This window comes from Pseudomonas psychrophila HA-4, from assembly GCF_000282975.1.
In the GTDB taxonomy this organism is placed as follows: Bacteria; Pseudomonadota; Gammaproteobacteria; order Pseudomonadales; family Pseudomonadaceae; genus Aquipseudomonas; species Aquipseudomonas psychrophila_A.
Genome location: NZ_ALJC01000086.1, coordinates 1 through 24,684, shown reverse-complemented (window position 1 = coordinate 24,684; position 24,684 = coordinate 1). Strand labels below are relative to the sequence as shown.

Below are 24,684 nucleotides of genomic sequence, written 5' to 3'. Positions count from 1 at the left end.
TGTAGGGGCTGACGAGGAATGAGGCTAAACAGCGTTGTTTTCAATACACCTCTTGGCGCGGCAGGCGCTGGGACAGTTCGTCCATCAGCTTTTGTTCGCGCTTGTCTTCGAGCCGGCGAGCTTCGTCGGCGTAGCGTTGCACCAGCTTGCGCAGCCCTTCTACCCTGGCATACGCCTGCTGCCACGCCTCGCGGGCTTTGTTGAGGTTGTTTTCATGCCATTGCACGCTCTGACGCTGCTGGCCAACCGCCGTTTCGAGTTGATTGAGGAAGTATTGGTAGTTGCGCAGCCATTGACCGCTCACGCCCTGACTGCCGCGCTCGACCCATTGCAACTGGTATTCACCACGGAAGTTCTCAAGGTCGCCGAGCTTGCTGTTAGCCAAGTTGACCTGCCCCTGAAAGTGCCCCAAGCGTTGTGCGGCGGCCTTCTCGGTTTTTTCGGCCATTTCGACCACGGGCGCTAGGCGCGCCGCCCTTCCATCACTGGCCATCGTCGATTAACCACCTGCCGCCGGGGCGAAAATAGTGGCCAAGTGGCCGCTGCTTTCGCCCAGGCTGATGTTGTCGTTCAGCCCTTGGCGCAGGTACGCCACCATGGCTGGCTGCAAACTGATGGCCGTGTCGGTTTCACGGTCGCCACCCGGCACGTAGGCGCCCACGCTGATCAGGTCCCGCGCTTGCTGGAAACGCGACCACAGCTGCTTGAATTGCTGCGCACGGCGCATGTGCTCGGCGCTGACCACCGACGGCATGACCCGGCTGATGGAGGCTTCAATGTCGATAGCCGGGTAATGGCCTTCTTCAGCCAAACGCCGCGACAACACGATGTGACCGTCGAGCACCCCCCGCGCCGAATCGGCAATCGGGTCTTGCTGGTCATCGCCTTCGGACAACACGGTGTAGAACGCGGTAATCGAGCCGCCACCGGCCTCGGCATTACCGGCACGCTCAACCAGTTTGGGCAGCTTGGCGAACACAGACGGCGGATACCCCTTGGTCGCAGGCGGCTCGCCTATCGCTAGGGCAATTTCACGCTGGGCCTGAGCGAAACGGGTCAAGGAATCCATCAGCAGCAACACGTTTTTACCCTTGTCGCGAAAGTACTCGGCAATCCGCGTGCAGTACATGGCCGCCCGCAGACGCATCAGCGGCGCATCGTCAGCTGGGGACGCAACCACCACCGAACGTTTGAGGCCTTCTGTTCCGAGAATGTGCTCAATGAACTCCTTAACCTCGCGACCCCGCTCCCCGATCAGGCCAACCACGATGATGTCGGCCTCGGTGAAGCGGGTCATCATGCCCAGCAGCACACTCTTACCCACACCCGTACCGGCAAAAAGGCCCAGACGCTGGCCACGACCGACCGTCAATAAACCATTAATGCTGCGAATCCCCACATCCAGCGGCACGCTGATAGGGTCACGATTAAGCGGGTTGATGGTCGGGCCGTCCATCGGCACCCAGTCTTCGGCCTTCATTGGGCCTTTGCCATCCAGCGCACGGCCCGCGCCATCGAGTACCCGGCCGAGCATACTCATGCCCATCGGCAAACGCCCAGTATCGGCCAACGGCACAACCCGGGCGCCCGGCGCGATACCGGCCACGCTGCCCACCGGCATCAGGAAAATCTTGCTGCCCGAAAAGCCCATGACTTCGGCTTCAACTTCGACCGGGTGAAAGCTGTCGTCGTTGATCACCAGGCAGCGACTGCCCATCGCCGCACGCAAACCTTCAGCTTCTAGGGTCAGACCGACCATGCGCAACAGACGGCCTTCAACCACCGGTTGCGCGGGCAATGACACCGCTGGCGCGTAGCTGCTGAGACGCTTGGCGAAACTGGTGCGCTTAAGGCGCATCGGGTTGGTCCAGATCGACGTCGATGTCTGCCGCAGCCGGGTGCAGCGATTGTTCGTGCAACTGATCAAACAACTGGCTCATCGAGAGCTTGATCCGCGTCTCGATGCTGGCATCGATGCGGCTGTGTTCCGTCTCGATGCGGCAACCTCCGGGTTGCAGGCTGTCGTCTTCGACAATCCGCCAGCGCTCGTCATGGCGCTCGCGCAAGGCTTTGATCTGGTCGAAGTCTTGCGGGTTGATAAACAGTCGGATGTTGTCAGCGCCCATCGGCAGCAGTTTCAAGCCGTCACGCAGCACGTGTTCGATATGGCTTGAATCGGTTTTCAGCTCGCGCTGAATCACTAGCCGGGTCATGTGTTCGACCAACCCGACCATGGCTTTTTCAAGTTGCTGGTCTTGTTCGGCCAACGGCGCCAGCAAGCTGCTCATCAAGCGCTCAAGACTGCCGACTTTGGCACTCAAGGCCACCTCGGCTTCTTGGCGCACCTTGAGCTGGGTGCTGTGAAAACCTTCTTTTTCGCCCGTGGCAAACCCTTCGTTCCAGGCTTCTTGGCGGATGCTTTCGAGTTCTTCAAGGGTCAGCGGCTGCACTTCGTCGAGCGGCACTTCCTCGCTGTCGACAGGCAGTTCTTCAACCGGTTCGGGCTCAGGCTCTTCGTCCGGCTCCCGGTAAGGGTCGAAACTAGGCAGCCCCCATACGTCGAAGGCACCGACATCCTTGGCGCGAATTACTTCTCCGGGCGACTCACCGTTGCTCACTTAGATCATCTCTTCGCCGCCCTTCCCACCGAGAACGATTTCTCCGGCTTCGGCCATTCGGCGGGCAATGGTGAGGATTTCTTTCTGGGCCGTTTCGACGTCGCTGACGCGCACCGGGCCTTTGGCTTCGAGGTCGTCGCGCAGCAGTTCGGCTGCGCGCTTGGACATATTCTTGAAGATTTTTTCCTGGACGTTGTCGTCGGAGCCCTTGAGCGCCAGCACCAGTACGTCCGAAGACACCTCACGCAACAACGCCTGAATGCCCCGATCGTCAACGTCTGCCAGGTTGTTGAAGACGAACATCAGGTCTTCGATCTGGCCCGACAAGTCTTCGTCGACGTCGCGGATAGAGTCCATCAGTTGCGCTTCCATCGAGCTGTCGAGGAAGTTCATGATGTCGGCCGCGCGCTTGATGCCGCCCAGCGAGGTGCGGGCAGCGTTGGAATTGCCAGAGAATTGTTTTTCGAGAATCTGGTTAAGCTCTTTCAACGCCGCCGGTTGCACGGTGTTAAGCGAGGATACGCGCAGGATGATGTCCAGGCGCGCCTTTTGATCGAAGTGCCCCAGCACCTCACCTGCCTGATCGGGGTCGAGGTAGGCCACGACAATGGCTTGAATCTGTGGGTGTTCGAAGCGAATCACATCGGCCACTGCACGTGGCTCCATCCACTTCAGGCTGTCGAGGCCGCTGGTGTTGCCACCCAGCAGAATGCGGTCGATCAGGCCGTTGGCCTTGTCTTCGCCCAGCGCCGAGGTGAGCATTTTACGAATGTAGCTGTCGGAGCCGACACCCAGACTGGTCTGATCGCCGACGATTTCGACGAACTCGCGCATCACCTGCTCGACCTGCTCGCGATGCACATTGCGCATCTGCGCCATCGCCACGCCTACACGCTGTACTTCTTTGGGCCCCATGTGCCGCAACACTTGGGCGGCGTCGGTTTCGCCAAGCGACAGCAACAAAATTGCCGCTTTATCGACCCGGGTCAGCTTTGCGTTGGCGGCAGCTCGGTTATCACTCATCAGCGTTGATCCATTCTTTAACAACCTGGGCGACTCGGCCCGGGTCTTCGGCTACCAGACTCTTGATCGCGTTCAATTGGGCGTCATAACCCTCGCTAGGGCTTGGCAACATGATGCTTTGCGGACCGCCCAAGCTGACACGGTCATTGGCCAACTCGCCGTCCAGGCCACCCATACCGCCCATCTCGGCGTCGCTGCCAATGCCCGCCAAACCTTTGCGACCGTTGCCGGTGATGTTGTTGAGCACCGGACGCAGCACCCCGAACACCAGCACCAGAATAAACAGCACGCCCAGCACTTGTTTGACCACATCCCAGAACCACGGCTGCGAGTAGAACGCAATGTCGGCAATCACTTCGCCACGCTCGGTCGAGAACGGCACATTGATCACGCTTACGCTGTCACCACGACTGGCATCAAAGCCGACCGCGTCCTGAACCAGCCGGGTAAAGCGCGCCAGTTGATCGGCGCTCCACGGCGCACGGGTTACTTCACCGTTGGCCGGATTGACGTTGACCTGATCGTCGATCACCACGGCGACCGACAAGCGATTGACCTTACCCTGCTGCTGCTTGGTGTGGCTGATTGAGCGGTCGAGCTCAAAGTTTCGGGTCGACTGTGAACGTTTATCTGCCGGGTACGGCGCCAGCATCGGCTGGCCGGTGGCCGGGTCCATGATTTGCTGGCCGTTGGCATCCAGCAACGGTTGCCCTGGCTGGATCATGCCTGCACCGCCCGCCCCAGCTTGGCCCGCTTGCTGCGGCGCCGTTGCCGGGCTCGGTGGCTGGTTGCTCAAGGCACCCGGCACACCTTGCGGACCATTGCTAGCGGTGCGCTGCTCGCTGGTCGACTGCTCACTGCGCAAGGCCGGTTGATCGGGGTTGAATTGTTCGGAGGTGGATTCGACAGCACTGAAGTCGACGTCAGCCGACACTTCGGCTTTATAGCGGTCGTTGCCCAGCACTGGTTGCAGAATATTGTGCACACGCTGGGTAAGCATGCCTTCCATGCGGCGGCTGTAGTCGAATTGCTTGCCAGCCATCGTCAGTTCGGAGTTTTCCGCCTGATCCGAAAGCAAGTTACCTTTTTGGTCGACGACGGTGATCTGAGACTTGCTCAGCTCGGGCACGCTGGTGGCCACCAGATTGATGATTGCCAGCACTTGACCCGGCTCCAGCGAACGCCCGGCATACAGCTCCACCAGCACCGAAGCACTAGGCTTGCGCTCATCGCGTACGAACACCGAGCTTTTTGGAATAGCCAGGTGCACACGCGCACCCTTGACGTTGTTCAAGCTGGAAATGGTCCGCGCCAGCTCGCCTTCGAGACCACGGCGATAACGCGTGGCTTCCATGAACTGGCTGGTGCCCAGGCCTTGGTCCTTGTCGAGAATCTCAAAGCCGATGTTGCCGTCTGTGGGGCTAACACCCGCGGCGGCGAGCTTGAGTCGCGCACGTGAGACGTCATCGGCCTTGACCAACAAGGCGCCAGAATTGGGCTCAACGGTGTAGGCAATATCAGCGGCTGCCAGAGTTTCCATGACCTGCTTGGCATCCATACCGGCCAGGCTGCCATACAGCGGCCGGTAATCGGGTTGTTGCGACCACAACACCACGGCAAAACCAATCGCCACGCTCGCTGCCAGACCGACCATAAGGCCGACCTGACGCAACATGGTCATCTCGGCCAGGTTGTCCAGAAACGACAAACCGAACAGCGGCCCTTTGCCGCCACCCAAGCCTGACTTGGCCGGAACATTTTCCGGAAGTGCATCTGCCATGACTTAATATCGCTCTTAAACTGGCATCTGCATGATGTCTTGGTAAGCCTGAACAAGCTTGTTACGGACTTGAGTAATTGCCTGGAAGGACACACTGGCCTTTTGCGACGCAATCATCACGTCCGTTAGGTCGACACCGGTTTTACCGATTTCAAACGCATTGGACAGTTGTGACGACGCTTGCTGCGTGTCGCTGACCTTGTTGATCGCGTTGCCGAGCATGTCGGAGAAGCTCGGTGCACCCGCTTCAGGAGCGGCCTGCACAGTCGATTTCGATTGCGCCATAGCGTCCATTTGCATGGCCCGCATATCTAGCATCAATCGATTAAATTCAATACCTTGGCTCATGGACAACTGCCTCCGACGACCCGCATTTTTTTGACACTTTCAAAGCGCTTACCGAGGTGAAGCAACAAGGGTGCCAGCTCTTTGTCGTTTTCGCACAATTAACGTTACAAATCGTCGCAGGCGCAGAACAGAGACCCCTCCCACGGGTGATGTAATCATCACGTGGCGGCAAACAAATAAGCCTCGACATCCATTCCGGCATCGCGCATTTGCGCCAGTTTGTAGCGCAAGGTGCGCGGGCTAATGCCCAGGCGCTCGGCAGCTTCTTTGCGCCGCCCACGCTCAGCACGCAAGGTGTCGATGATCATTTCAAACTCGCGACGCCGCAGATCATCACCCAAGGCTCCGGCCGATTCGACTGGTGCCGCAGCGCTCGCAGGCGCCGCTACTGGCAAAGGGGCACACGCTACCGACCCGACGAGGCAAAAATCTGCCGCTTCAATCAACCCGCCCTGTTGCAGAATCAAGGCCCGTTGAATGGCGTTGTCCAGTTCTCGCACGTTGCCCGGCCACGGGTAGCCGATGAGGCATGCCTGGGCCTGCGCCGAAAAACGCACAGGCGCGTGTTTCATTTTGCTGACGTGCTTAGCTAGAAGTCGCTCGGCCAGCGGCAGAATGTCGGCGGTGCGCTCGCGCAACGGACTCCAAGCCAGTGGGAACACCGAAAGCCGGTAGTACAAATCTTCACGGAAGCGCCCCGCCGCCACTTCGCCCGCCAAGTCGCGGTTGGTGGTGGCGACCACGCGAATATCCAGGGCAATCGGCTTGCGCCCGCCTACGCGCTCCACTTCGCGCTCTTGCAGCACCCGCAGCAGTTTGGCTTGCAAGCCCAGCGGCATTTCCGAAATTTCATCAAGCAACAGGGTGCCCCCATCCGCCTGCTCAAACTTGCCTGCTTGCGCTGCAATCGCGCCGGTGAACGAGCCCTTTTCATGACCAAACAAGGTGGCTTCGAGCATGTTATCGGGGATCGCCGCGCAGTTGATCGCTACAAACGGTTGAGTAACCCGCCGGGAATGCTGGTGAATGTAACGCGCCAGCACTTCCTTGCCGGTGCCCGACTCGCCAGAAATCAACACCGTCGAATCACTGCGCGCCACCCGGGCCGCCAATGTCAGCAGCTGTGCGCTGGTCAGCTCGACCGCCACCGGGCCTTCAGAGTCGGCCGCACTGAGGCTGCCCAGGGCATGACGGGCCACCAGATCGAGCAAAGCCTTGGGCTCGAAGGGCTTGACCAGATAATCCGCTGCGCCTTGGCGCATGGCGTCTACCGCACGCTCCACCGCGCCGTGAGCAGTCATGAGCAACACCGGCAATTGCGGGTGGCTGGCACGCAAGCGGCTGAGCAGTTGGTGGCCATCCATGCCCGGCATGTTGACGTCGCTGACCACCAGACTGAACGACTCACCCGCCACGGCCAGTAGCGCGTCCTCAGCAGAGCCGACTGCCTTGAAATCGTGCCCGGCGAGCAGCAGCGTGTCAGCCAATGCTTCGCGCAGGGCGTGGTCATCTTCGACCAGCAGCACCTTGATGTGCATCGCCATCAGTGGGCCTCCCCTGTGCTAGGAATCAACGGCAGGCTGAGCAAGGCGCAGGTGCCGCGCCCCAGCCGCGAGCGTAATGACAAGTCGCCATGGTGCGCGCGCACCACAGCCGTAACCACCGCCAGCCCGAGGCCGGTGCCAGTGGCCTTGGTGGTAAAGAATGGCTCGCCCAGACGCTCCAGCACCTTGGGCTCGATGCCGCTGCCGCTGTCGCTCACGCACAGCCGCAAGGTGTTATCGCGGCTATAGACATGCACTTTTAGCCGCACCGCTCCCGCTTGCAGTGCGTTTTCAATCAGATTGAGTAACGCGCCGACCAAGGTGTCGCGATTGCACAGCACGAGGCCAGTATGCAGGTCGCACTGCCAACGCATTGACACACCCTGAACATGGGTCTGCGCCGCCGCTTGCAGCGCCTGCATCAACGCTTTCGGGGAAACCCGATCCGCCAACGGCAGCTCGCCTCGGGCAAACACCAACATGTCACGCACTTGGTGTTCCAGCTCATGCAGGCGCTCTTTCAGACGCCCGGCAAAACGCTGCTGTGTCTCGACCGGCAGCGCCTGCTCGGTCAAGTGACTGGCGTAGATCAACGCGGCGGACAATGGCGTGCGGATTTGGTGTGCTAAAGAAGTGACCATCCGCCCCAGAGATGACAAGCGCTCATGCCGGGCGAGTTGGTCTTGCAGGCGCCGGGTTTCTGTCAGGTCGTTGAGCAACACCAACTGCCCAGGCTCTGGGTCCAGCGAGCGGGTCGCAATCGACAATCGACGCCCATCTTTAAGCGAAACTTCGTGGCCGTCGTCTTCACGCGGGGCAAAGCAGCGAGCAATCACATGGCGCCACAATTCGCCTTCCAGCGGCAGGCCCAACAGCTCGCACGCCGCAGGGTTAGCCTCGCGCACACGACCACTGCCATCAATCACAATGACCCCCCCAGGCAGGAGGTCGAGCAGATGTTGCAGACGATTAGCCAGGCGTTCATTTTCGGCCAGCTCAGCCACGCGCTGTTCACCGGCCAACGCCAACTCGCCTTTAAGCTCGGTCACCCGGGCTTCAAGCACGCTGTAAGAATCGGTCAACTGGGTCGACATCTGATTGAACAACGAGAACGCCTGCTCAAGCTGCGCTGCGGTGGCGGGCGTAGTTGCCAAAGACATGGCAGACCCGGCGAGGTCAGGGACCGAGGACTGTTGGGCGGCTTGGGGCATGATGCGTACTCGCTTGGCTGACCGTCATAAAACGGTTCGTTAACCCAAGCAAAGCAATACCCGTGCCCGAAAGAAAACGATTACCCGCGGGAGTTGCCACAGGCTGCGATCTTTTGATCTGCATCAAGGAAATACAGCCTTCAAACCTCGTGGCAGTTGATGAGCTTTGCGAAGCTACGTCCGGCTGCGCAGCAGTCGTAGACAGGCCATCGCAGACCTTCTGTTAAATCGAAGTCTCAGAATTTACGATCGCTGCGCAATCGGACGTAACCTCGCAAAACTCGGCAACTGCTACGGAGCGCCGAGGGGATTATTCCTCTGTCTGTTCTTCGCCTTCGCGACGGCTCATGCCGTATTTGCGCATTTTTTCAACCAGGGTAGTGCGGCGAATCCGCAGACGCTCAGCAGCGCGGGCAACGATGCCGTTGGCGTCGTCCAGCGCTTGCTGGATCAAGCCTTGCTCTAGCCCGCCAAGGTAGTCCTTGAGGTCAAGGCCTTCGGGTGGCAGCATCGCGACGACGGAGAAGTCGGGGATGCTGTTGTTGATGGCCACACGCTCTTCCATGTCGCTGCGCAAGCTGTCGACCAACTGCTCGTCGTCATCGTCCACATAGCGGAATTTCTTTGGCAGCTCCGCGACACCAATCACCCCGTACGGGTGCATGATTGCCATGCGCTCGACCAGGTTGGCCAATTCTCGGACGTTGCCCGGCCATGCGTGACGGCACAAGGACATGATGGCACCGGAATTGAAGCGGATCGAACCGCGCTTTTCGTGCTCCATGCGCGAGATCAGCTCGTTCATCAGCAGCGGAATGTCTTCCACCCGCTCACGCAACGGGGCCATTTCAATAGGGAACACGTTAAGGCGGTAGTACAAGTCTTCGCGGAAAGCGCCGATTTCAATCATGTGCTCGAGGTTTTTGTGCGTCGCGGCAATGATCCGCACATCGGCGCTTTGAGTCTTGTTACTGCCTACGCGCTCAAAGGTGCGCTCCTGCAAGACGCGCAGCAGTTTGACCTGCATCGGCAGCGGCATATCGCCAATTTCATCGAGGAACAACGTGCCGCCATTGGCCAGTTCAAAACGCCCGGCACGACTGGTGATAGCTCCGGTGAAGGCGCCCTTCTCGTGACCGAACAACTCGCTTTCAAGCAATTCGGCGGGAATCGCTCCGCAATTAACCGGCACAAACGGTGCGTCGCGGCGCTTGGAGTGATAGTGCAGGTTACGCGCGACCACTTCCTTGCCCGTGCCGGACTCACCGAGGATCAACACACTGGCGTCAGTATCGGCCACTTGCTGCATCATCTGGCGCACGTGTTGAATCGCCCGGCTGGTACCGACCAAACTGCGAAACAAATTGGGTTCACGATGACGGCCGCGCTCACGGGCCTGATCGTACATTTCACGATAGACCTGGGCACGGTGCAGGGAATCAAGCAATTTGCTGTAGCTGGGCGGCATTTCTAGGCTGGACAACACGCGTCGCCGCTGGTCGTCGGGCAGGTCGGCAGAAGAGTTATCGCCTAAAAGCAACACGGGAAGGAACTCATCCCAGGCCGCGAGTGTCTTAAGCAACGCTGCAAGCCCGCCCACGGCACTCACCGTACCGATAAGCACGCAGAGCACTTCACGGCTGGAAACCAAGGCACTGACCGCCTGCTCCCACTCGTGGCTAGGGCTGCTTACGTTCTCTTCGCCGAGAAAGCTTAAAATCACCGCCAAGTCGCGGCGGCGGACGCTATCGTCATCGATCAGCAGAATTTTGGTTTCACGCCACATGCAATAGCAACTTCCCTAGTCAACTCAGTGCCCGGATAGTTTGGGCACGCTAGTCGCCCCTAACCCTGCTGGATTTGTAAGACGACTGAAATCAGAATACGCACTAGTTAAGTCAAAAAAACATACACAGTCAAATTTATGGCGCCGCCAAAGGGATTAACCCCATACTTCTTATGCCTTAACCGAATAGATGGTAAACCTTTGAGGCATTTTTTGCTTGGTTGATCTGTGCCATTTGCTCGACCACCAGTTGCCGCTCATCTGTCGCGGCCTCCAGCAACATGCGATACACCACCAACAAGCCCTCTAGATTTTCGCGCAGCACTGCCTCGTCCAGCGGTGTTTCGTCCAGCACCGTCTCGACACACTCACGGCACGCTGAATCGAGCTCGCCGATAGCATCCCAATTACGCGCAGCCAACGCATCTATCAGTGCGTCACGGGTTTCTTGAATTCGTTGCAATTGGCTCATGACGCACTCCTCAGGCCATAACGTTTAGTGTGGTGCGATCTCGTCCCAACCACTTTTCACAGTGATGAGCAGGCCCGCGACTTCGTCGATGATTTGCGGATCATTCTGGGAATTGGCTTGAGCCAAACGCACAGCCATGTATTCGTAAAGGTCATCCAATCGCTGCAACGCAGCCTTGTCGTCGGTCTTTTCTTCATCCAGGCCTTGGCGCAAGCCCGTGATGATGTCGATCGCCTTGGTCAGCAACATAGCCTTCTGCGACACATCGCCACGGCTCATCGCGCCTTTGGCTTGCGCCATACGCTCCAACCCGCCTTCCATCAGCATCTGAATCAGGCGATGTGGGCTGGCTTCGGAAATTTGAGCGTGGGAATTGACCTTCTGATACTGACGAAGGGCGCGCATCGGGTTCATGTTCTTACCTCGTAACAAATTGTCTGGGACTTAACCCTTATGTCGACTGCAGGGCTTAAAACTTTAGCCATCAGCCTCGGCAAAAGCCCTGAAAAATCAGTTGGACGACTTAGGATTATTCAACGAATTAAGCGTAGTCATGATGCTGGAACTGCTGGCGTTGATCTTGGCGATCAGGCCGTCCATTGCTGTGTATTTGGCGGTCAGAGAAGACTTGAGTGCATCCATGCGCCGATCCAGATCGCCTTGCTGAGTCGTCAGATCCGTCAGCTTGGTGTTCAAGTCTGCAGCACGGGTGGCCAGCAGGCCCGTGGTCCCCACATAACTGCTGGTGGCTTTACTCATGCGAGAGATCAGGCCGGTGTCGCCCGTAAACACCTTGGCAATTTCGGTAGCGCCATTCTTGGTCGCCACGGCGGCGTTCCATTTGGTGTCATCCAGGCTTAACAGCCCGGTTTTGGCATCGGTGCCGATCCCCATTTGAGACAAGTTACCAACGCTTGAACCACTGGAGTTTTGCAGCAATTCGCTGCGCAGACTGCTGACCAGTTGGCGCATCGAAGCGTCGCCAGTCAGAGCCCCTGAAGTAGTGGTCAATGCATCGCCGGTGGCCGTCACTTTGGTTTGCGTATTGATACTGGTCAGCAACGTGTTATAGGCCGTGACAAACGACTGCACCGAGGTTTTCAGCGTATCGGTATTGGACGCCACAGTGATGGTGGACGCCTTGGTGTCGATCAACTCCAGGGTCACACCGCTGATAGCCGAGGTGATCTTATTGCTCGACGACTCCATCGCAATACCGTCGATGGTGTATTGGGCATTCGCGGGAGCTTTACCGGCGTCAAAACCGCTGGACAACTCTGAGTCACCGCTAAGGGTGATATCCGTGCCCTTACCGGTGGTCTGCGAACTGATGACCAGCCGCGAGCCTTTAGCATCGGTCAATACGTTGGCGCTGATGCCCTTAGATTGCAATTGCGTGTTAATGGCTTCGCGGGTCTGCTGCATCGTTGCGCCAGCCGGGATACTGACGTTGTAATCGTTGTCAGACTGCGAAATGGTCAGCGTCGTAGCTTCGTTTCCCGCATTGACCACGGCAGAACTGCCGCCCTCAAAAACCTTGCTGGTAACTTTGGAGGCGGTCGCCAATTGCGTGACATCAAGCGCGTATTTGCCAGCCGACGCCTTGTCATCAATGGTGACTTTGGAAATCTTCTCGTCAGACGACGAGGCCACGAGTCCGTTGAAACTGGACACGCTGTTGAGCTTGTCAATCGCCGAGCGATAACTTTCGAGCGCAACTTTGACCGTACCCACAGCAGACAACTGTGTGGTAGTGCTGGTCTGCAGCTTGGTGATCTGGCTCTGTTTGGGGGCTCTTTCGGCGCCCACCAACGCTTTGACGATACCGACCGTATCGAAACCCGAGCCGACACCGGTAATGGTTGAACTGGCCATTTGTATTCTCCTTATTCGGTTTCGGTGGCTGCCGTTTTATTGGCGAGCAGAGCTAGGGCAACACTGATCATCACAATTCATGCCATTTGCACTACAGCACACCAAAAAAACAAAAGGGCGCGTAAACGCGCCCTCTTGTGCTCAACCGAACGCGATGTTTACTGAAGCAGTTTCATCACAGCGGACGGCAGTTGGTTCGCTTGAGACAGGATCGCGGTGGATGCCTGTTGCATGGTTTGTTGCTTGGTCAACTCAGCAGCTTCGGACGCGAAGTCGGTGTCCTGAACACGACCCAGTGCAGCGTTCGAGTTCTCGGAGATGCTTTGCAGGTTGGACACAGTGCTGGTGAAACGGTTTTGCACCGCACCCAGAGCCGAACGCTGAGTGTCGATCTGCTGGATCGCATCAGCCAGAGCTTGCACGGTACGCTGAGAATCAGCAGCTGTCAGGATACTCAGGTCGGCAACAGTTGTTTCGACCGTATTCGAGTTAGTGGTTGTAGGAACCTTAGATAGACCCAGAGAGTTCAAGCCTGTACCTGCAGCGCCGTCGCCCAGTTTGATGTCTTTGGTGGAGAACAGAGCCAACGAGTTATCAACGTTTTTGCTGGCAGTCACACCGGTACTGGCGCTGTTGATCGACGAAACGATGTTGTCCATCGAGTCGCCTTTTTTGAACTTGACCTCAACGCCGTTGAAGGCAACCGAAGTATCAGCAGTCAGCTTGGCCTGAGTAGTACCAGCCGAGAGGCCAAGTTTGGCAAGTGAGCCCGGGCCACCAGTTGCTGTACCGTTGCTCAAGTTAACCGGTTTACCGTCAGCCGAAGTCAGCACCAGACGGCCGTCCTGCTGGGATGCTTTAACACCCGTTTTTGTAGTATTTCCACCGTCCTTGCCGTTAATTGCATTAATGACTTCTGCCAGCTTGTCACCTTTGGCCAAGTTAATGTCGGTGCCATTGATATTGATTTGAGCGGCATCCTTAAGACCGTCGGCCTTAGTGGCTGCGGTAGTTGTAGTAGCAAAACCCGAATCTTTATACGTGCTGGATACATCAAACGCTTTGTCAGAGGTCAGTACCAGCTTCTTCTCAACAATAGTCGCCTCTACACCGGTATCTTTGGTGAGCTTGTTGATGGCCGCTAGCGTAGTCTCGGCTGTAGACTTATCAGTTACAGCAATCTCTTTGCCTGCAATTGTAATAATGCCAGAAGCTGTTGTAGCAGGATCTACAGGCTTCGGAGCAGCAAAGTCTGCTTCACCAGTCGCAGTAAAGGATTGAGCTGTAAATACACCACCCGTAACGCCAGCTTCCAGCGTCGTCTTACCGCCTACTGCATTCGCTTCACCGTAAGAACCCTTCAACGCAGTAGCGCCGACATCGCTCATACCGAACGAAATGGTCTGGTTGGCGTCAGCACCGACTTGGAAGGACTGGTTCTGGAACGAGCCGTCCAGCAGGTTACGACCACCGAAGGTGGTAGTTTGGGCGATACGGGTCAGCTCACCGGTTTTCGCCGTGAATTCTTGTTGCAGGGCCGAACGGTCAGCGTCGCTTTTATCACCGTTCGCGGCTTGCAGGGCCAGTTCACGCAGACGTTGCAGAATGTTGGTCGACTCTTGCATCGCGCCTTCAGCCGTCTGTGCGATCGACGTGCCGTTGTTGGCGTTGGCGATGGCAACGGTCATGCCTTTGGTCTGCGAGGTCAGACGGTTAGCCATTTGCAGGCCAGCGGCGTCGTCTTTGGCGCTGTTAATTTTCAGGCCAGAAGACAAACGGTTCATCGAGGTGCTCAGCGCATCGCCGGCTTTGTTCAGGTTCTTCTGGACAGTCTGGGAAGTGACGTTGGTATTTACTGATAAAGCCATGACGAAATCCTCATTGGATGATTACTGCGGCTTCCGGCCCTGGCGACCGCCGGGTGTGGCCAAGAGAACCTTCGTAATGGTTATCGTCGTGAATGCGGGTTGCTTGAGGGCTTTTTTGATTTTTTTTACTGGCCGAGGGCCATCCCTTGTGTTTCAAGGGGTTGCGCGCTGCGCAAAGCCTCAAGTGACAAGCCATAAGCGGCAAGCTAGAACGCAAAACGCCCATGGCTTACCAGGCCATGGGCGTTTTGCATCCCGCATCTAACTTGCCGCTAGAAGCTTGCCGCTTACCGCTTATCTCCTGTAGATGATCGCCGAGCCCCACGACAGGCCCACGCCGAAGCCGCTCAGGGCAACGCGCTTCCAGGCGGCGTCCATCACGTGCTTTTCCAGCAGCAATGGAATGCTTGACGATACGGTGTTACCCGTCTCGACCATGTCTTTGATGAATTTCTCTGGGTCGCTTTCTTCAAAACGACGCGCCACCGCGTCAACAATCGCCGCGCTGCCCTGGTGGATGCAGAACGCGTCGATGTCAGCGGCCTTGAGATCAGACTCGTCGAGCAGTTCGTGCAGGTGGGCAGGTACTTTGAGCAACGCGAAGTTGAAGACTTGGCGGCCGTTCATAAAGAACACGCCGTCGCTGACTTTCAAATGCGGCGCACCCGAACCGTCGGTGCCGAATTTGGCTTTGCCCAACTGCCAAGGAGCGTCTTCGCCCATCCAAGTGGCGGTGGCGGCGTCGCCAAAGAGCATGGTGGTGTTGCGGTCTTCGGGATCAACGATTTTCGAATACGGGTCGGCGGTGACTAACAGACCGTTTTTCAGGCCTGCGGCTTCCATGAAGCCTTTCATCGCGTAAATGCCGTAAACGTAACCCGAGCAACCGAGGGAAATATCGAACGCGGCCACGTGGGTCGGCAAGCCCAGTTTGTCTTGCACGATGGCCGCGGTATGCGGCAAGCCTTCGGCGTCGCCGTTTTGGGTGACGACGATCAGCGCGTCGATGGATTCACGCTTAAGCTGCGGGTTGTTAGCGAACAATGCGTTAACGGCTTCAACGCATAGGTCAGAGGTTTCCTGGTCAGCATCTTTACGCGGCAAAAAAGCCGAGCCAATCTTGCCCAGAATGAAGTCTTCGTCCTTGGAGAACTTCGCGCCTTGTGCGTAGTTGTCTACGCCGTTTGCCGGCACGTAACTGGCGATGCTTTTAATGCCAATCATTGTGGCTTCCCAATACTGAATAGCTGGAGATCACCCGCTCGCACAATCGAGGGGCGTGACGATAAGAGGGCTTTGTCGCGCGCAACAGCGGCGAAAATGGGCGCCTGAAACCTTGTAAATAACCACACAAAACAGCTGAAAATGGACCGGCACCCGCCCGTAGGTTTCACACGATACAGTGAAGATGCGCGTTGTGACTCACAGGTCACTCTATATTGTCGGGTTTTTTACAAAAGATTTCAGAGATCGAGCTGAGACGGGTCATCTATGAGTACTGTCTTGATGCACTCTTTATTGAGGGCTTACCCATACGAGGCCGTCCCACACGAGGTATTAGAGCTGGTTGAACAAGCTCAGTTGGGAGATTTTGACGAAGGCCAGTTGCGAGGCCTCGAGCATGGACTTCTGGAACGCCAGTTGCGTCGCGGCACTTGCCACGTCGGTGTTGCCAATCGCGGCGATGGTGGAGTCGTTGGCCAACCCCAGACTGATGTTTTCGTCCGACTGAACGTCGACCGCGCTCAGGCGCGCACCAATAGAGCCGCGGGCCGCGTCAATGCTGGTGCTGGCGTTTTTCAGGTTGCCAATGGCGGTATTGATCGCATCCTTCTGGATTCGTTGGGCCACTGGGTCTTTTTCGCTCGGCAGCACCAACGCTTTGCGCAACTGGCCGATGGTGTCCAGCGCGCTCTGGCTTTGGTGGTTGTTTTTGCTGACCACGAACTGATCACCCGACGCCGGCGCCCCTGTGAAGTCCAACTTGACGCCCATGGCGTTGAGCGAACCATCGGTCAGTGTGCCTTTGGCAATCGATTTGCTGCTGTCGGTCACAGGCTGAGCGTAGACCTCGTACGTGGTGTTGCTGGTGAATTTGATCACCGCGCCATTGCCCGGAAAGCTGTCGCTGTAGGTGTCCGCATTGGTCACGGTGGAGCCGGTGACTTGCGCAGTCGAGCTGTTGCTCGGGGTCCGCGAAGCGTTGAAGGTGTCCGGCTTGGCTTGTAGGGTAAAAGAATGCCCCGCGACCGCCGCGTCCTTGTCCGCCGCCTCAATGCCTTTGAGGTTCAGGTTGATGTCGAATGACACCCCGCGAATGCTGACGCTGTGCGCGCCGTCCTTGGTCGAATCGAACACACCATTGCCCGGCACTTGCGAGGTGACATCTTTGCCATTGGCGTCAGTCAACTTGTACTGGGTGCTGCTGGTGAGTTCCAGCGTGTAAGGCTGGCCTGCCGCAAAGCTTTTATTGAACACCGCGCTCGACGTGATCAGGCCTGACGACACCGACACCACGCCATTGTCCGGCACCACGGCGCCATCTGCGTCCAAGACCGGCTGCAAAGTGGCTTGGGTACGCCCGGTATTGACCGAGTTTTCCATAAAGCTTTTGGCCGTGTCGCTGCTGGCCATGCTCAAGGTGTCCGAGACTTTGAGGTTGAGCTGGGTGTCATCGCCTTGATAAGAGTACGTGCCGTCGTTGTTACGGGCATAAGCCGGGGTATCAGCCCTGGAGCCCGAGAACAGGTAGTTGCCCGAGGCATCTTTGCTGTTAAGCAAGCTGAACACTTGGTCTTCGATGCTGCCCAGCTCGTTGGCTATGGCGGTACGGTCGGCGTCGACAATCACACCACCCGCCCGCAGGGCCAGTTCACCGGCTTTTTGTAACGCCGTGTTGACACTGTCGAGCACGCTTTCCTGAGTGCTCAGCGACGATTTAATGTTGTTCATGTTGGTGGTGTACTGGCCCAGCATGTCTTTTTGCTGCTGCAATTGCAGCAAGCGGGCCGCTCCGACCGGGTCATCTGCCGCCGTCTGGATCCGCACGCCAGAATCGATTTGCTGCTGGGTCTTGATCACCGACGAGAAGTTGTTCTGGTAGGTAGTGCTGGTCGACTCAAAAAATTGGGCAGTAGAAATACGCATCGTCGGGTGCTCCCTTAAAGACTGTTGATCAGCGTGCTGAAGGTTGCTTGCGCCGCTTTGATGATTTGCGACGATGCGGTGTAGTACTGCTGGAACTTGACCAGATTGGACGCTTCTTCGTCGAGGTTAACCTGCGACACCGAGCTGCGACTTTGGGTGGCGTATGCCAGGGCTGCGGTGTTGGCCGTGCCGTCGACGGCGGCCTGGCTGGCTTTGCCGCCCACCTTGGACACTAACTGGCTGTACGAGGTACCCAGGCTTACGCCACCACCACCGCCGGTCACGCCCACGGTCTGCTTGGTTTGCAGGCCCAGCAATTGGTTGGCGTTGCTGTTGTCGGCCTTGCCGCCCTTGTTGAACGAGATGTCGAAGCTGTCGCCCTTGGCCGGCGAGCCGCTGAGGGTGGTATCAAAGTTGACGGTCTTGGGCGTGCCGTCCGGGTTGGTCACCGCCACGCCCGAAGCGTCGAAGAGCGGGACCTTGATCGTGACTTTATTGTCCTGACCCGGAACGAGGGTGCCTTCGCCGATTTTCTCGCCCTTCTCGTTCAGCAGGCGGTAGCCCTGAGCGCCACCCTTGGCCTCGTCGAAGGCGATTCGCACGGGCATCGCGCCTTCAATGTCGCTGTGCGCCTTGCCCAGCTCAGCGCCGCCATAAATATTCAGCGCTTGCGACAAGCTAAGACCGCTGATTGCCCCAGTGCCCGCGTTGGAGCCGCCTTTGGTGGCCGCCAACGGTCCAGCGAACGCCAATTTACTGGCATCGCTCATTTGCACGCTGATGCCGCTGGCGCCATTGGCGGTGGGGCTAACTTTGAAGCTGTCACCCTTGCTCAGGGCGCCGCCATTGAGGCTCAGGGTAAAGCCGTCGATCACCGCTGGCGGGTCTTGATCGAGCTTGAAGACGCCCATGCTGGTGCCGTCAGAACGCTTGACCGTGTACTCCTTGTCGCTGGTGAACGTGACCTGATAGTCGTAGGTGGTCAGTGCGCCGCTGTTGTTGATGTTTACGTCCAAGTTGCCCGAGCCAGCGCTGTTCCCGGTCGCCGCCAAGCTGCGCTGGCTGATGGCCTTGTCACTGTTGATGCTGCTGAACATCGACGAGCCAAACTCGCCATTGGCATCCAGGCCCTGCCCCAACTGATGATTGACCGCATCGGCCAGCACAATCGCCGTGCGCCCCAGCTCATTGATGGCCGGGGCCAGGACGTCGGCGCGATAACGCAGCAGGCCGCCGATTTTGCCACCACTGATCACCGAGGTGACGTCAGAGCTGGACTGCGCATAGTTGATTTGAATGCTGAACTGGCTTTTGTCGGTTTTGCTCGGCACCGCCGACACAGTATTGGAGGTATTGCCCTGCACCAGCGCCTGACCCGTGCCGAGGGTAATGTTGTACACGTTGTCGTGCTCTTGAACCGAGACCCCGACCAGTTCGTTGAGCGTGCGGACCGCTTCGTTGCGCGCATCCATCAGGTCGTTCGGCGTATTGCCCGCGGTGGTTGCCTGGGCGATTTGCTTGTTCAGTGAGGCAATGCTGGCCGTGTGCTGGTTGACCATCGAGGTCAAGGTGTCCAGCTGGCTGTTGACGCCTTCGTTTTGTTGGTTGAGCTGGGCAGAGATCGCGTTGAAACGGTTGCTCAAGGTTTGCGCGCTGGTGAGCAGCAACTGCCGTGAGGAGCTGTCACCGGGTGCGGCCGCCGAGGTTTGCAGCGAGGCAAAAAAACCGTTGAGCGCCGCCGAGACACCCGTGCTTTTGTCCGAGAGCAATTTGTCGACCGAACCGATTTGATCAAGGTAGGCCTGAGCATCGCCATTGAGCGATGTCGTGGTTTGCAACTGGGCGTCGAGGTAGGCGTTGTACACCCGGCGCACGTCCGCCAAGGTAGTGCCGGTGCCGATAAACACCCCACCCACTTGTTGCGAAGCCGCGCTGCTCTGCACGATCTGCTGACGCGAGTAGCCCGAGGTGTTGGCGTTCGCAATGTTGTTGCCGACCGTCGCCAACGCCCCTTGGCTGGCGTTCAGCCCCGACATCCCGATGTTGATCAAACTCGCCATGGTTCAAACCCTATAAATGCGTAAGAGAACCCGTCGAGACGTAGCTCTGGTAGGTTTTCATTTGCTTGGCAATCTGCGAAATCTTGCTCGCGTATTCAGGGTCGGTCGCGTAACCGGCCTTCTGCAATTCACGTACAAACTGTTCTGGTTTATCGGCCGCGCCGAGCACTTCTTTATAACGGTTGTTGCTCTGCAACAGCGTGACTAGGTCGTGGAAGCTGTCTTGGTAAGAGTCGTAGGAACGGAAGTCCGCCGTCTCCTTGACCATCTGCCCGTCCTTGAACTCACTGGTGATGGCCCGCGCCTGCGCGCCCTGCCAACTGCCCGTGGCCTTGATGCCGAACAGGTTATGGCTGCTGCTGCCGTTTTGCTGGCGCATCACCGATTTACCCCAGCCGGTTTCCAATGCGGCTTGCGCCACCAAGTACAGCGGGTCGACGCCGATGCGGTCGGCCGCCTGCTGCGCCATCGGCAGCATGGTGGCGACAAACGCATCCGGTGATTCAAACACTTGCTTGGCGGGCGCCAAAGGCGGCTGCGCCACGGCACGGCCATATATCTGCATGCGCCCCTGCACGCCCGACGCGCTGAGCATCGGCTGGCGGCTGCCTTTGATAACAGCATCCATCGAGGCACTGGTGCGGCCAGGCACGACGCCGGTATTGAGGGTTGAATGCGCAGAGTCGGCCGAGGGCACGATGCCAGCCAGCAGGCGATCGGTCAGTTTGCTCGGCAACGCCAGACGCCGCTGATTAAGCAGCGCCATGTCATTTTTATGCCCGCCTTCAACGGCAGGCGGGGCCACGCGCGACGCCCACAAAGCACGCTGACCATTGGAGCGCACAAACGGGCTGGTGGTCTGGGTTACAGGCGTTTCTGTGGCGGGCGCTTTAGCCTGAGCCGTGAGACCTGTGGCGGCTGGCATATCACCCGACACCGCGGATTTATTTTTCGACATCTGACGCATCAGCACGTCCGCCAAACCAATGCCGCCGCCTTGACGCGACAAGGTCACCGCCAGTTGTTGGTCGTACATTTCCTGATACTGTTTGGCGGCCGGGGTATTAAGCGGATTGTCCTTGCCCAGCGTTTCGGTGGCCGAGCGCATAGACTTGAGCATTTCGTTGAGGAACAGCGACTCGAATTCCTGCGCGACCTTGCGCATGTTGCCTTCGCTTTCGCGGTCGCCCACCTTCAGGTTATTCAGACGATTGAGGTCGCTGAACGCGCCCGAATCGCTGCCACTGACTACCCCGCTCTTACGCATGTCCATGACGTCAGCCTCAGATCACGATCAGGTCGGCTTGCAAGGCGCCGGCCTGTTTCAGTGCTTCGAGAATCGCCATCAAATCACCCGGCGCCGCGCCGACCTGATTCACCGCCCGCACAATTTCGTCCAGGGTGGTGCCCGGACCAAACTTAAACATCGGCTTGGCCTCTTGCTGGGCATTGATCCGCGAGCGCGGCACCACAGCGGTCTGACCGTTAGACAGCGGCCCCGGTTGGCTGACAATGGGGTCTTCGGTGATGGTCACGGTCAAGCTGCCGTGGGTGACGGCGGCGGGTGAAACCTTGACGTTTTGCCCGATTACGATAGTACCGGTGCGCGAGTTGATGATGACCTTGGCCACCGCTTGGCCCGGATCGACTTCGAGGTTTTCCAGAATCGACAGGTAATCAACCCGCTGGCTTGGGTCCAGCGGCGCCGTGACACGGATCGAGCCGCCGTCAATCGCCTGCGCAACACCAGGCCCGAGCAAGTCATTGATTTTGTCGACCACACGCTTGGCGGTGGTGAAGTCTGAGCGATTGAGGTTGAGGGTCAGGCTGTTGCCCTGATTGAAACCGCTCGGCACGGCACGTTCGACCGAAGCACCGCCAGGAATACGGCCAGCAGATGGCACGTTGACGGTAATTTTGGAACCGTCACGGCCTTCGGCATCAAAGCCACCCACGACCAAATTGCCTTGGGCAACCGCATAAACGTTGCCGTCGATACCTTTGAGTGGAGTCAGCAGTAACGTGCCCCCGCGCAAGCTTTTAGAGTTACCGATCGAAGACACGGTGATGTCAATCACTTGGCCTGGCTTGGCGAACGCAGGCAAATCGGCGCTGATCGACACTGCGGCGACGTTTTTCAACTGCACGTTGCCCGAGCCCGGCGGCACTTTAATGCCGAACTGCGAAAGCATGTTGTTGAAGGTTTGCAGGGTGAACGGGGTTTGCGTGGTTTGGTCGCCCGTGCCGTTAAGCCCGACCACCAAGCCATAACCAATCAGTTGGTTGGTGCGTACGCCCGAAATGCTGGCGATGTCTTTCAACCGCTCGGCGTGAGCGCCCAGCGATGTCGACAACAGCAATACGGCTGCCAGCAGATGCTTGAGGTTGGGCATGTTAAGTCCGCTTAAAAAGGAAACAGAGGGCTAAGGAAGAAGCGGTCAAACCAACCCGGCTGGCTGGCATCGGCAAACGAGCCGGTACCCGAGTAAGTGATGCGCGCATCGGCCACGCGGGTCGAGGACACGGTGTTGTCGGTGCTTATGTCATCCGCCCGGACCAAACCCGCAATACGCACCAGTTCATCACCGGTGTTAAGGGTCATCCACTTCTCACCTCGCACAGCGATGATGCCGTTGGGCAGCACATCGGCCACGGTCACCGTGATCGAGCCGGTGAGGCTGTTGCCCTGCCCCGCCTTGCTGTCGCCCTTGGTGGCGCGGCTACCGCTGTAGCCCGCGTTCAGGCTCAGGTCACCGCCACCCAATGGGTTGTTGGTGGTCAACCCGCCACCAAACAGCGAGGTCAGACCGAGGCTGGTGTTGCTGTTCTTGCCGATGGCCGAGTTGGCGTTTTTACTGGCTTGGGTCTTTTCGTTCAGGCTGATGGTGATGATGTCACCGATGCGAAAAGCCTTGCGGTCGCTGTACAGATTCTGCTCAAAACCAGCTTGGTAAATCGAGCCGTTGTTAGCTGCTGCCGGCAGCGGTGTACGCGGCAGCACAGGGGCGTAGTACGGATCGTTCGGCCGTGGTGGCGGGCTGACACAACCTGCCAGGAACGTAATGCCGCCCAGTGCCAGAACAGAAAACAAGCGCTTCATGACCTCTCCCACCCCTTCACGTCTTTACAGTTTTTGCGTCACGAACGACAGCATTTGGTCAGCGGTCGAGATCACTTTGGAGTTCATCTCGTAGGCGCGCTGAGTGGTGATCATGTTGACCATTTCTTCCACGGTGCTGACGTTGGAGGTTTCGAGCGTGCTTTGCATGGTGGTACCGAAGCCGTTCAGGCCCGGCGTACCAATTTGCGGCGCGCCGCTGGACGCGGTTTCAAGGAACAGGTTGCCGCCCTGAGACTGCAAACCGGCAGGGTTGATGAAGTCTGCGGTTTGCAGGTTGCCGATCACTTGTGCGGCCGGGTTGCCGGTGATCGTCACCGACACCGTGCCGTCCTGCCCTACCGTAAATGTCTGGGCATCAGCCGGCACCACAATCGCCGGTTCCAAAGCGAAGCCGCTGGCGGTCACGATCTGGCCGTTAGAGTCTAGGTGGAACGTGCCGTCACGGGTGTAGGCCGTGGTGCCGTCCGGCTGCATGATCTGGAAAAAACCACGGCCATTGATGGCCATGTCCAGCGGTTGCTCGGTGGTTTGCAGGCTGCCAGCAGTGAAGTTCTTTTGTGTGCCGACGATACGTACCCCGGTGCCCACTTGCAGGCCCGATGGCAGTTCGCTGTCCTGTGTTGATTGCGCGCCAGGCTGACGTTTGATCTGGTAGAGCAAGTCTTGGAACTCAGCACGATCACGCTTGAAGCCGGTGGTCGAAACGTTGGCCAAGTTGTTGGAAATAGTCGTCAGGTTGGTGTCTTGCGCAGCCAAACCTGTTTTTGCAACCCACAGTGCCGGAAGCATGGTGCTCTCCTCGTGCGCCGGTTTTTCGGCGCGACGTGTCAGTAATTAGCTCATTGCCAAGACGCGGGTCATGGCCTGGTCGTCTTCTTTGGCGGTGTTCATCATTTTGATGTGCAGCTCGAACTGCTTGGACAGGGCCAGCACCGAGGTCATTTCTTCGACGGCATTGACGTTGCTGGCCTCCAGAAACCCCGAAGTGACTCGCACATTGGCATCTGCTGGCGCTGGCTGCCCATTGACCGTGTGGATCAGACCGTCCTGGCCTTTGGTCATGTTTTTAAGGTCAGGCTGGACCAGCTTGATGCGGTCCACTTCGGCCATCACCCGCGGGCCTTCGCCCATGGCGCGGACACTGATGGTGCCGTCTTCACCGACTTCAATTTGCTGCTGCGGCGGCACGGCAATCGGCCCGGCGTTGCCCATGATCGGCATGCCGTTGCCAGCGCGCAGAATGCCCAGGGCATCCACATTCATGCTGGCTGTGCGCGCATAGGCTTCGCTGCCATCCGGTGCCTGCACGGCCAGCCAGCCGTCGCCCGACACGGCCACGTCCAGATCGCGCCCGGTTTGCACCAACGCGCCTGGGGTGAAGTCAGTGGCAGGCCGCTCACTCAAGGCAAAGGCCCGTGCTGGAAAGCTGTCGCCAAACACCGGCATCGACCGCGCCTGTTCCAGATCGCGCTGAAAGCCATTGGTTGAGATGTTCGCCAGATTGTTGGCATGCGCCTTTTGCGCCAGAGCATTCTGACTGGCGCCGGTCATTGCCACATAAAGGTACTTGTCCACAGTCATTCCTCTGTCTGACGGACGCTTGCCGCCCACCGCTGTACTACAGAGGTACTAGCAATTTGCGCACCAACTTTATTTTGACGGTGCGAAAGGCCGTATTGACTGGGTTAGAGGCTTGCCGAGTGGCAGGGAATGGACGAGAGGAACGTGTTAAACCGGCGCGGTTATGCCGGTTGCGGCAAAGGGTGACCTGCGCGGCGCCTGCTGCAGCCCTCACTGTAGAAACCGGTACATCCTTTACACATCTGACCGG

21 protein-coding genes are annotated in these 24,684 nt (G+C 58.1%); all 21 read right to left on the bottom strand.

What is annotated here, in order from left to right:
• Positions 1 to 40 precede the first annotated feature (40 nt).
• The 21 genes from fliJ to B347_RS0111950 all read right to left on the bottom strand — a co-directional run bounded on the left by fliJ (position 41) and on the right by B347_RS0111950 (position 24,428).
• Positions 41 to 493: a flagellar export protein FliJ gene (gene fliJ / locus B347_RS0112050; protein ID WP_026014131.1), complete on the bottom strand. Its 453-nt coding sequence runs from the start codon at positions 491 to 493 to the stop codon at positions 41 to 43.
• 6 nt (positions 494 to 499) lie between these two features.
• Positions 500 to 1,858, bottom strand: a complete 1,359-nt coding sequence (fliI, locus tag B347_RS0112045) for a flagellar protein export ATPase FliI (RefSeq protein ID WP_019409949.1) — start codon at positions 1,856 to 1,858, stop codon at positions 500 to 502.
• Positions 1,848 to 2,618, bottom strand: a complete 771-nt coding sequence (gene fliH, locus B347_RS0112040; RefSeq protein ID WP_019409948.1) for a flagellar assembly protein FliH — start codon at positions 2,616 to 2,618, stop codon at positions 1,848 to 1,850. Before fliH ends, fliI begins: the two co-directional genes overlap by 11 nt.
• A complete protein-coding gene (gene fliG / locus B347_RS0112035) occupies positions 2,619 to 3,641 on the bottom strand; it encodes a flagellar motor switch protein FliG (RefSeq protein WP_019409947.1) in 1,023 nt (340 codons plus the stop codon).
• Complete coding sequence (gene fliF / locus B347_RS0112030; RefSeq protein ID WP_019409946.1) at positions 3,634 to 5,421, bottom strand: flagellar basal-body MS-ring/collar protein FliF; 1,788 nt, start codon at positions 5,419 to 5,421, stop codon at positions 3,634 to 3,636. Before fliF ends, fliG begins: the two co-directional genes overlap by 8 nt.
• 15 nt (positions 5,422 to 5,436) lie before the next feature.
• Complete coding sequence (gene fliE / locus B347_RS0112025) at positions 5,437 to 5,769, bottom strand: flagellar hook-basal body complex protein FliE (RefSeq protein ID WP_019409945.1); 333 nt, start codon at positions 5,767 to 5,769, stop codon at positions 5,437 to 5,439.
• 158 nt (positions 5,770 to 5,927) lie between these two features.
• Positions 5,928 to 7,307: a sigma-54-dependent transcriptional regulator gene (locus B347_RS0112020; RefSeq protein WP_026014130.1), complete on the bottom strand. Its 1,380-nt coding sequence runs from the start codon at positions 7,305 to 7,307 to the stop codon at positions 5,928 to 5,930.
• Between the two features lie 5 nt (positions 7,308 to 7,312).
• A complete protein-coding gene (locus tag B347_RS0112015; RefSeq protein ID WP_033387655.1) occupies positions 7,313 to 8,473 on the bottom strand; it encodes a sensor histidine kinase in 1,161 nt (386 codons plus the stop codon).
• 361 nt (positions 8,474 to 8,834) lie between these two features.
• Positions 8,835 to 10,310: a sigma-54 dependent transcriptional regulator gene (locus tag B347_RS0112010; RefSeq protein WP_019409942.1), complete on the bottom strand. Its 1,476-nt coding sequence runs from the start codon at positions 10,308 to 10,310 to the stop codon at positions 8,835 to 8,837.
• A gap of 178 nt (positions 10,311 to 10,488) precedes the next feature.
• Positions 10,489 to 10,782 (bottom strand): hypothetical protein, encoded by a 294-nt coding sequence (locus tag B347_RS0112005; protein WP_019409941.1) that lies wholly within the window; start codon positions 10,780 to 10,782, stop codon positions 10,489 to 10,491.
• A gap of 24 nt (positions 10,783 to 10,806) precedes the next feature.
• A complete protein-coding gene (fliS, locus tag B347_RS0112000) occupies positions 10,807 to 11,196 on the bottom strand; it encodes a flagellar export chaperone FliS (RefSeq protein WP_019409940.1) in 390 nt (129 codons plus the stop codon).
• Between the two features lie 96 nt (positions 11,197 to 11,292).
• On the bottom strand, positions 11,293 to 12,657 hold the full coding sequence (gene fliD, locus B347_RS0111995; protein WP_019409939.1) for a flagellar filament capping protein FliD: 1,365 nt from the start codon (positions 12,655 to 12,657) through the stop codon (positions 11,293 to 11,295).
• Positions 12,658 to 12,815: 158 nt separating this feature from the next.
• Positions 12,816 to 14,525: a flagellin gene (locus B347_RS0111990; protein ID WP_019409938.1), complete on the bottom strand. Its 1,710-nt coding sequence runs from the start codon at positions 14,523 to 14,525 to the stop codon at positions 12,816 to 12,818.
• 294 nt (positions 14,526 to 14,819) lie between these two features.
• Positions 14,820 to 15,749 (bottom strand): ketoacyl-ACP synthase III, encoded by a 930-nt coding sequence (locus B347_RS0111985; RefSeq protein WP_019409937.1) that lies wholly within the window; start codon positions 15,747 to 15,749, stop codon positions 14,820 to 14,822.
• Positions 15,750 to 16,082: 333 nt separating this feature from the next.
• On the bottom strand, positions 16,083 to 17,672 hold the full coding sequence (locus B347_RS0111980; protein WP_019409936.1) for a flagellar hook-associated protein 3: 1,590 nt from the start codon (positions 17,670 to 17,672) through the stop codon (positions 16,083 to 16,085).
• Positions 17,673 to 17,686: 14 nt separating this feature from the next.
• Entirely contained in the window at positions 17,687 to 19,732 is a 2,046-nt protein-coding gene (flgK, locus tag B347_RS0111975; RefSeq protein WP_019409935.1) for a flagellar hook-associated protein FlgK, read from the bottom strand.
• Positions 19,733 to 19,742: 10 nt separating this feature from the next.
• On the bottom strand, positions 19,743 to 21,005 hold the full coding sequence (flgJ, locus tag B347_RS0111970) for a flagellar assembly peptidoglycan hydrolase FlgJ (protein WP_019409934.1): 1,263 nt from the start codon (positions 21,003 to 21,005) through the stop codon (positions 19,743 to 19,745).
• Between the two features lie 10 nt (positions 21,006 to 21,015).
• On the bottom strand, positions 21,016 to 22,125 hold the full coding sequence (locus tag B347_RS0111965; protein WP_019409933.1) for a flagellar basal body P-ring protein FlgI: 1,110 nt from the start codon (positions 22,123 to 22,125) through the stop codon (positions 21,016 to 21,018).
• Positions 22,126 to 22,136: 11 nt separating this feature from the next.
• The gene (gene flgH, locus B347_RS0111960) at positions 22,137 to 22,832 is read right to left on the bottom strand and encodes a flagellar basal body L-ring protein FlgH (RefSeq protein WP_019409932.1); all 696 of its coding nucleotides are present in this window, start codon (positions 22,830 to 22,832) and stop codon (positions 22,137 to 22,139) included.
• A gap of 24 nt (positions 22,833 to 22,856) precedes the next feature.
• Entirely contained in the window at positions 22,857 to 23,642 is a 786-nt protein-coding gene (flgG, locus tag B347_RS0111955) for a flagellar basal-body rod protein FlgG (protein ID WP_019409931.1), read from the bottom strand.
• A gap of 45 nt (positions 23,643 to 23,687) precedes the next feature.
• Positions 23,688 to 24,428 (bottom strand): flagellar basal body rod protein FlgF, encoded by a 741-nt coding sequence (locus tag B347_RS0111950; RefSeq protein WP_019409930.1) that lies wholly within the window; start codon positions 24,426 to 24,428, stop codon positions 23,688 to 23,690.
• Positions 24,429 to 24,684 lie beyond the last annotated feature (256 nt).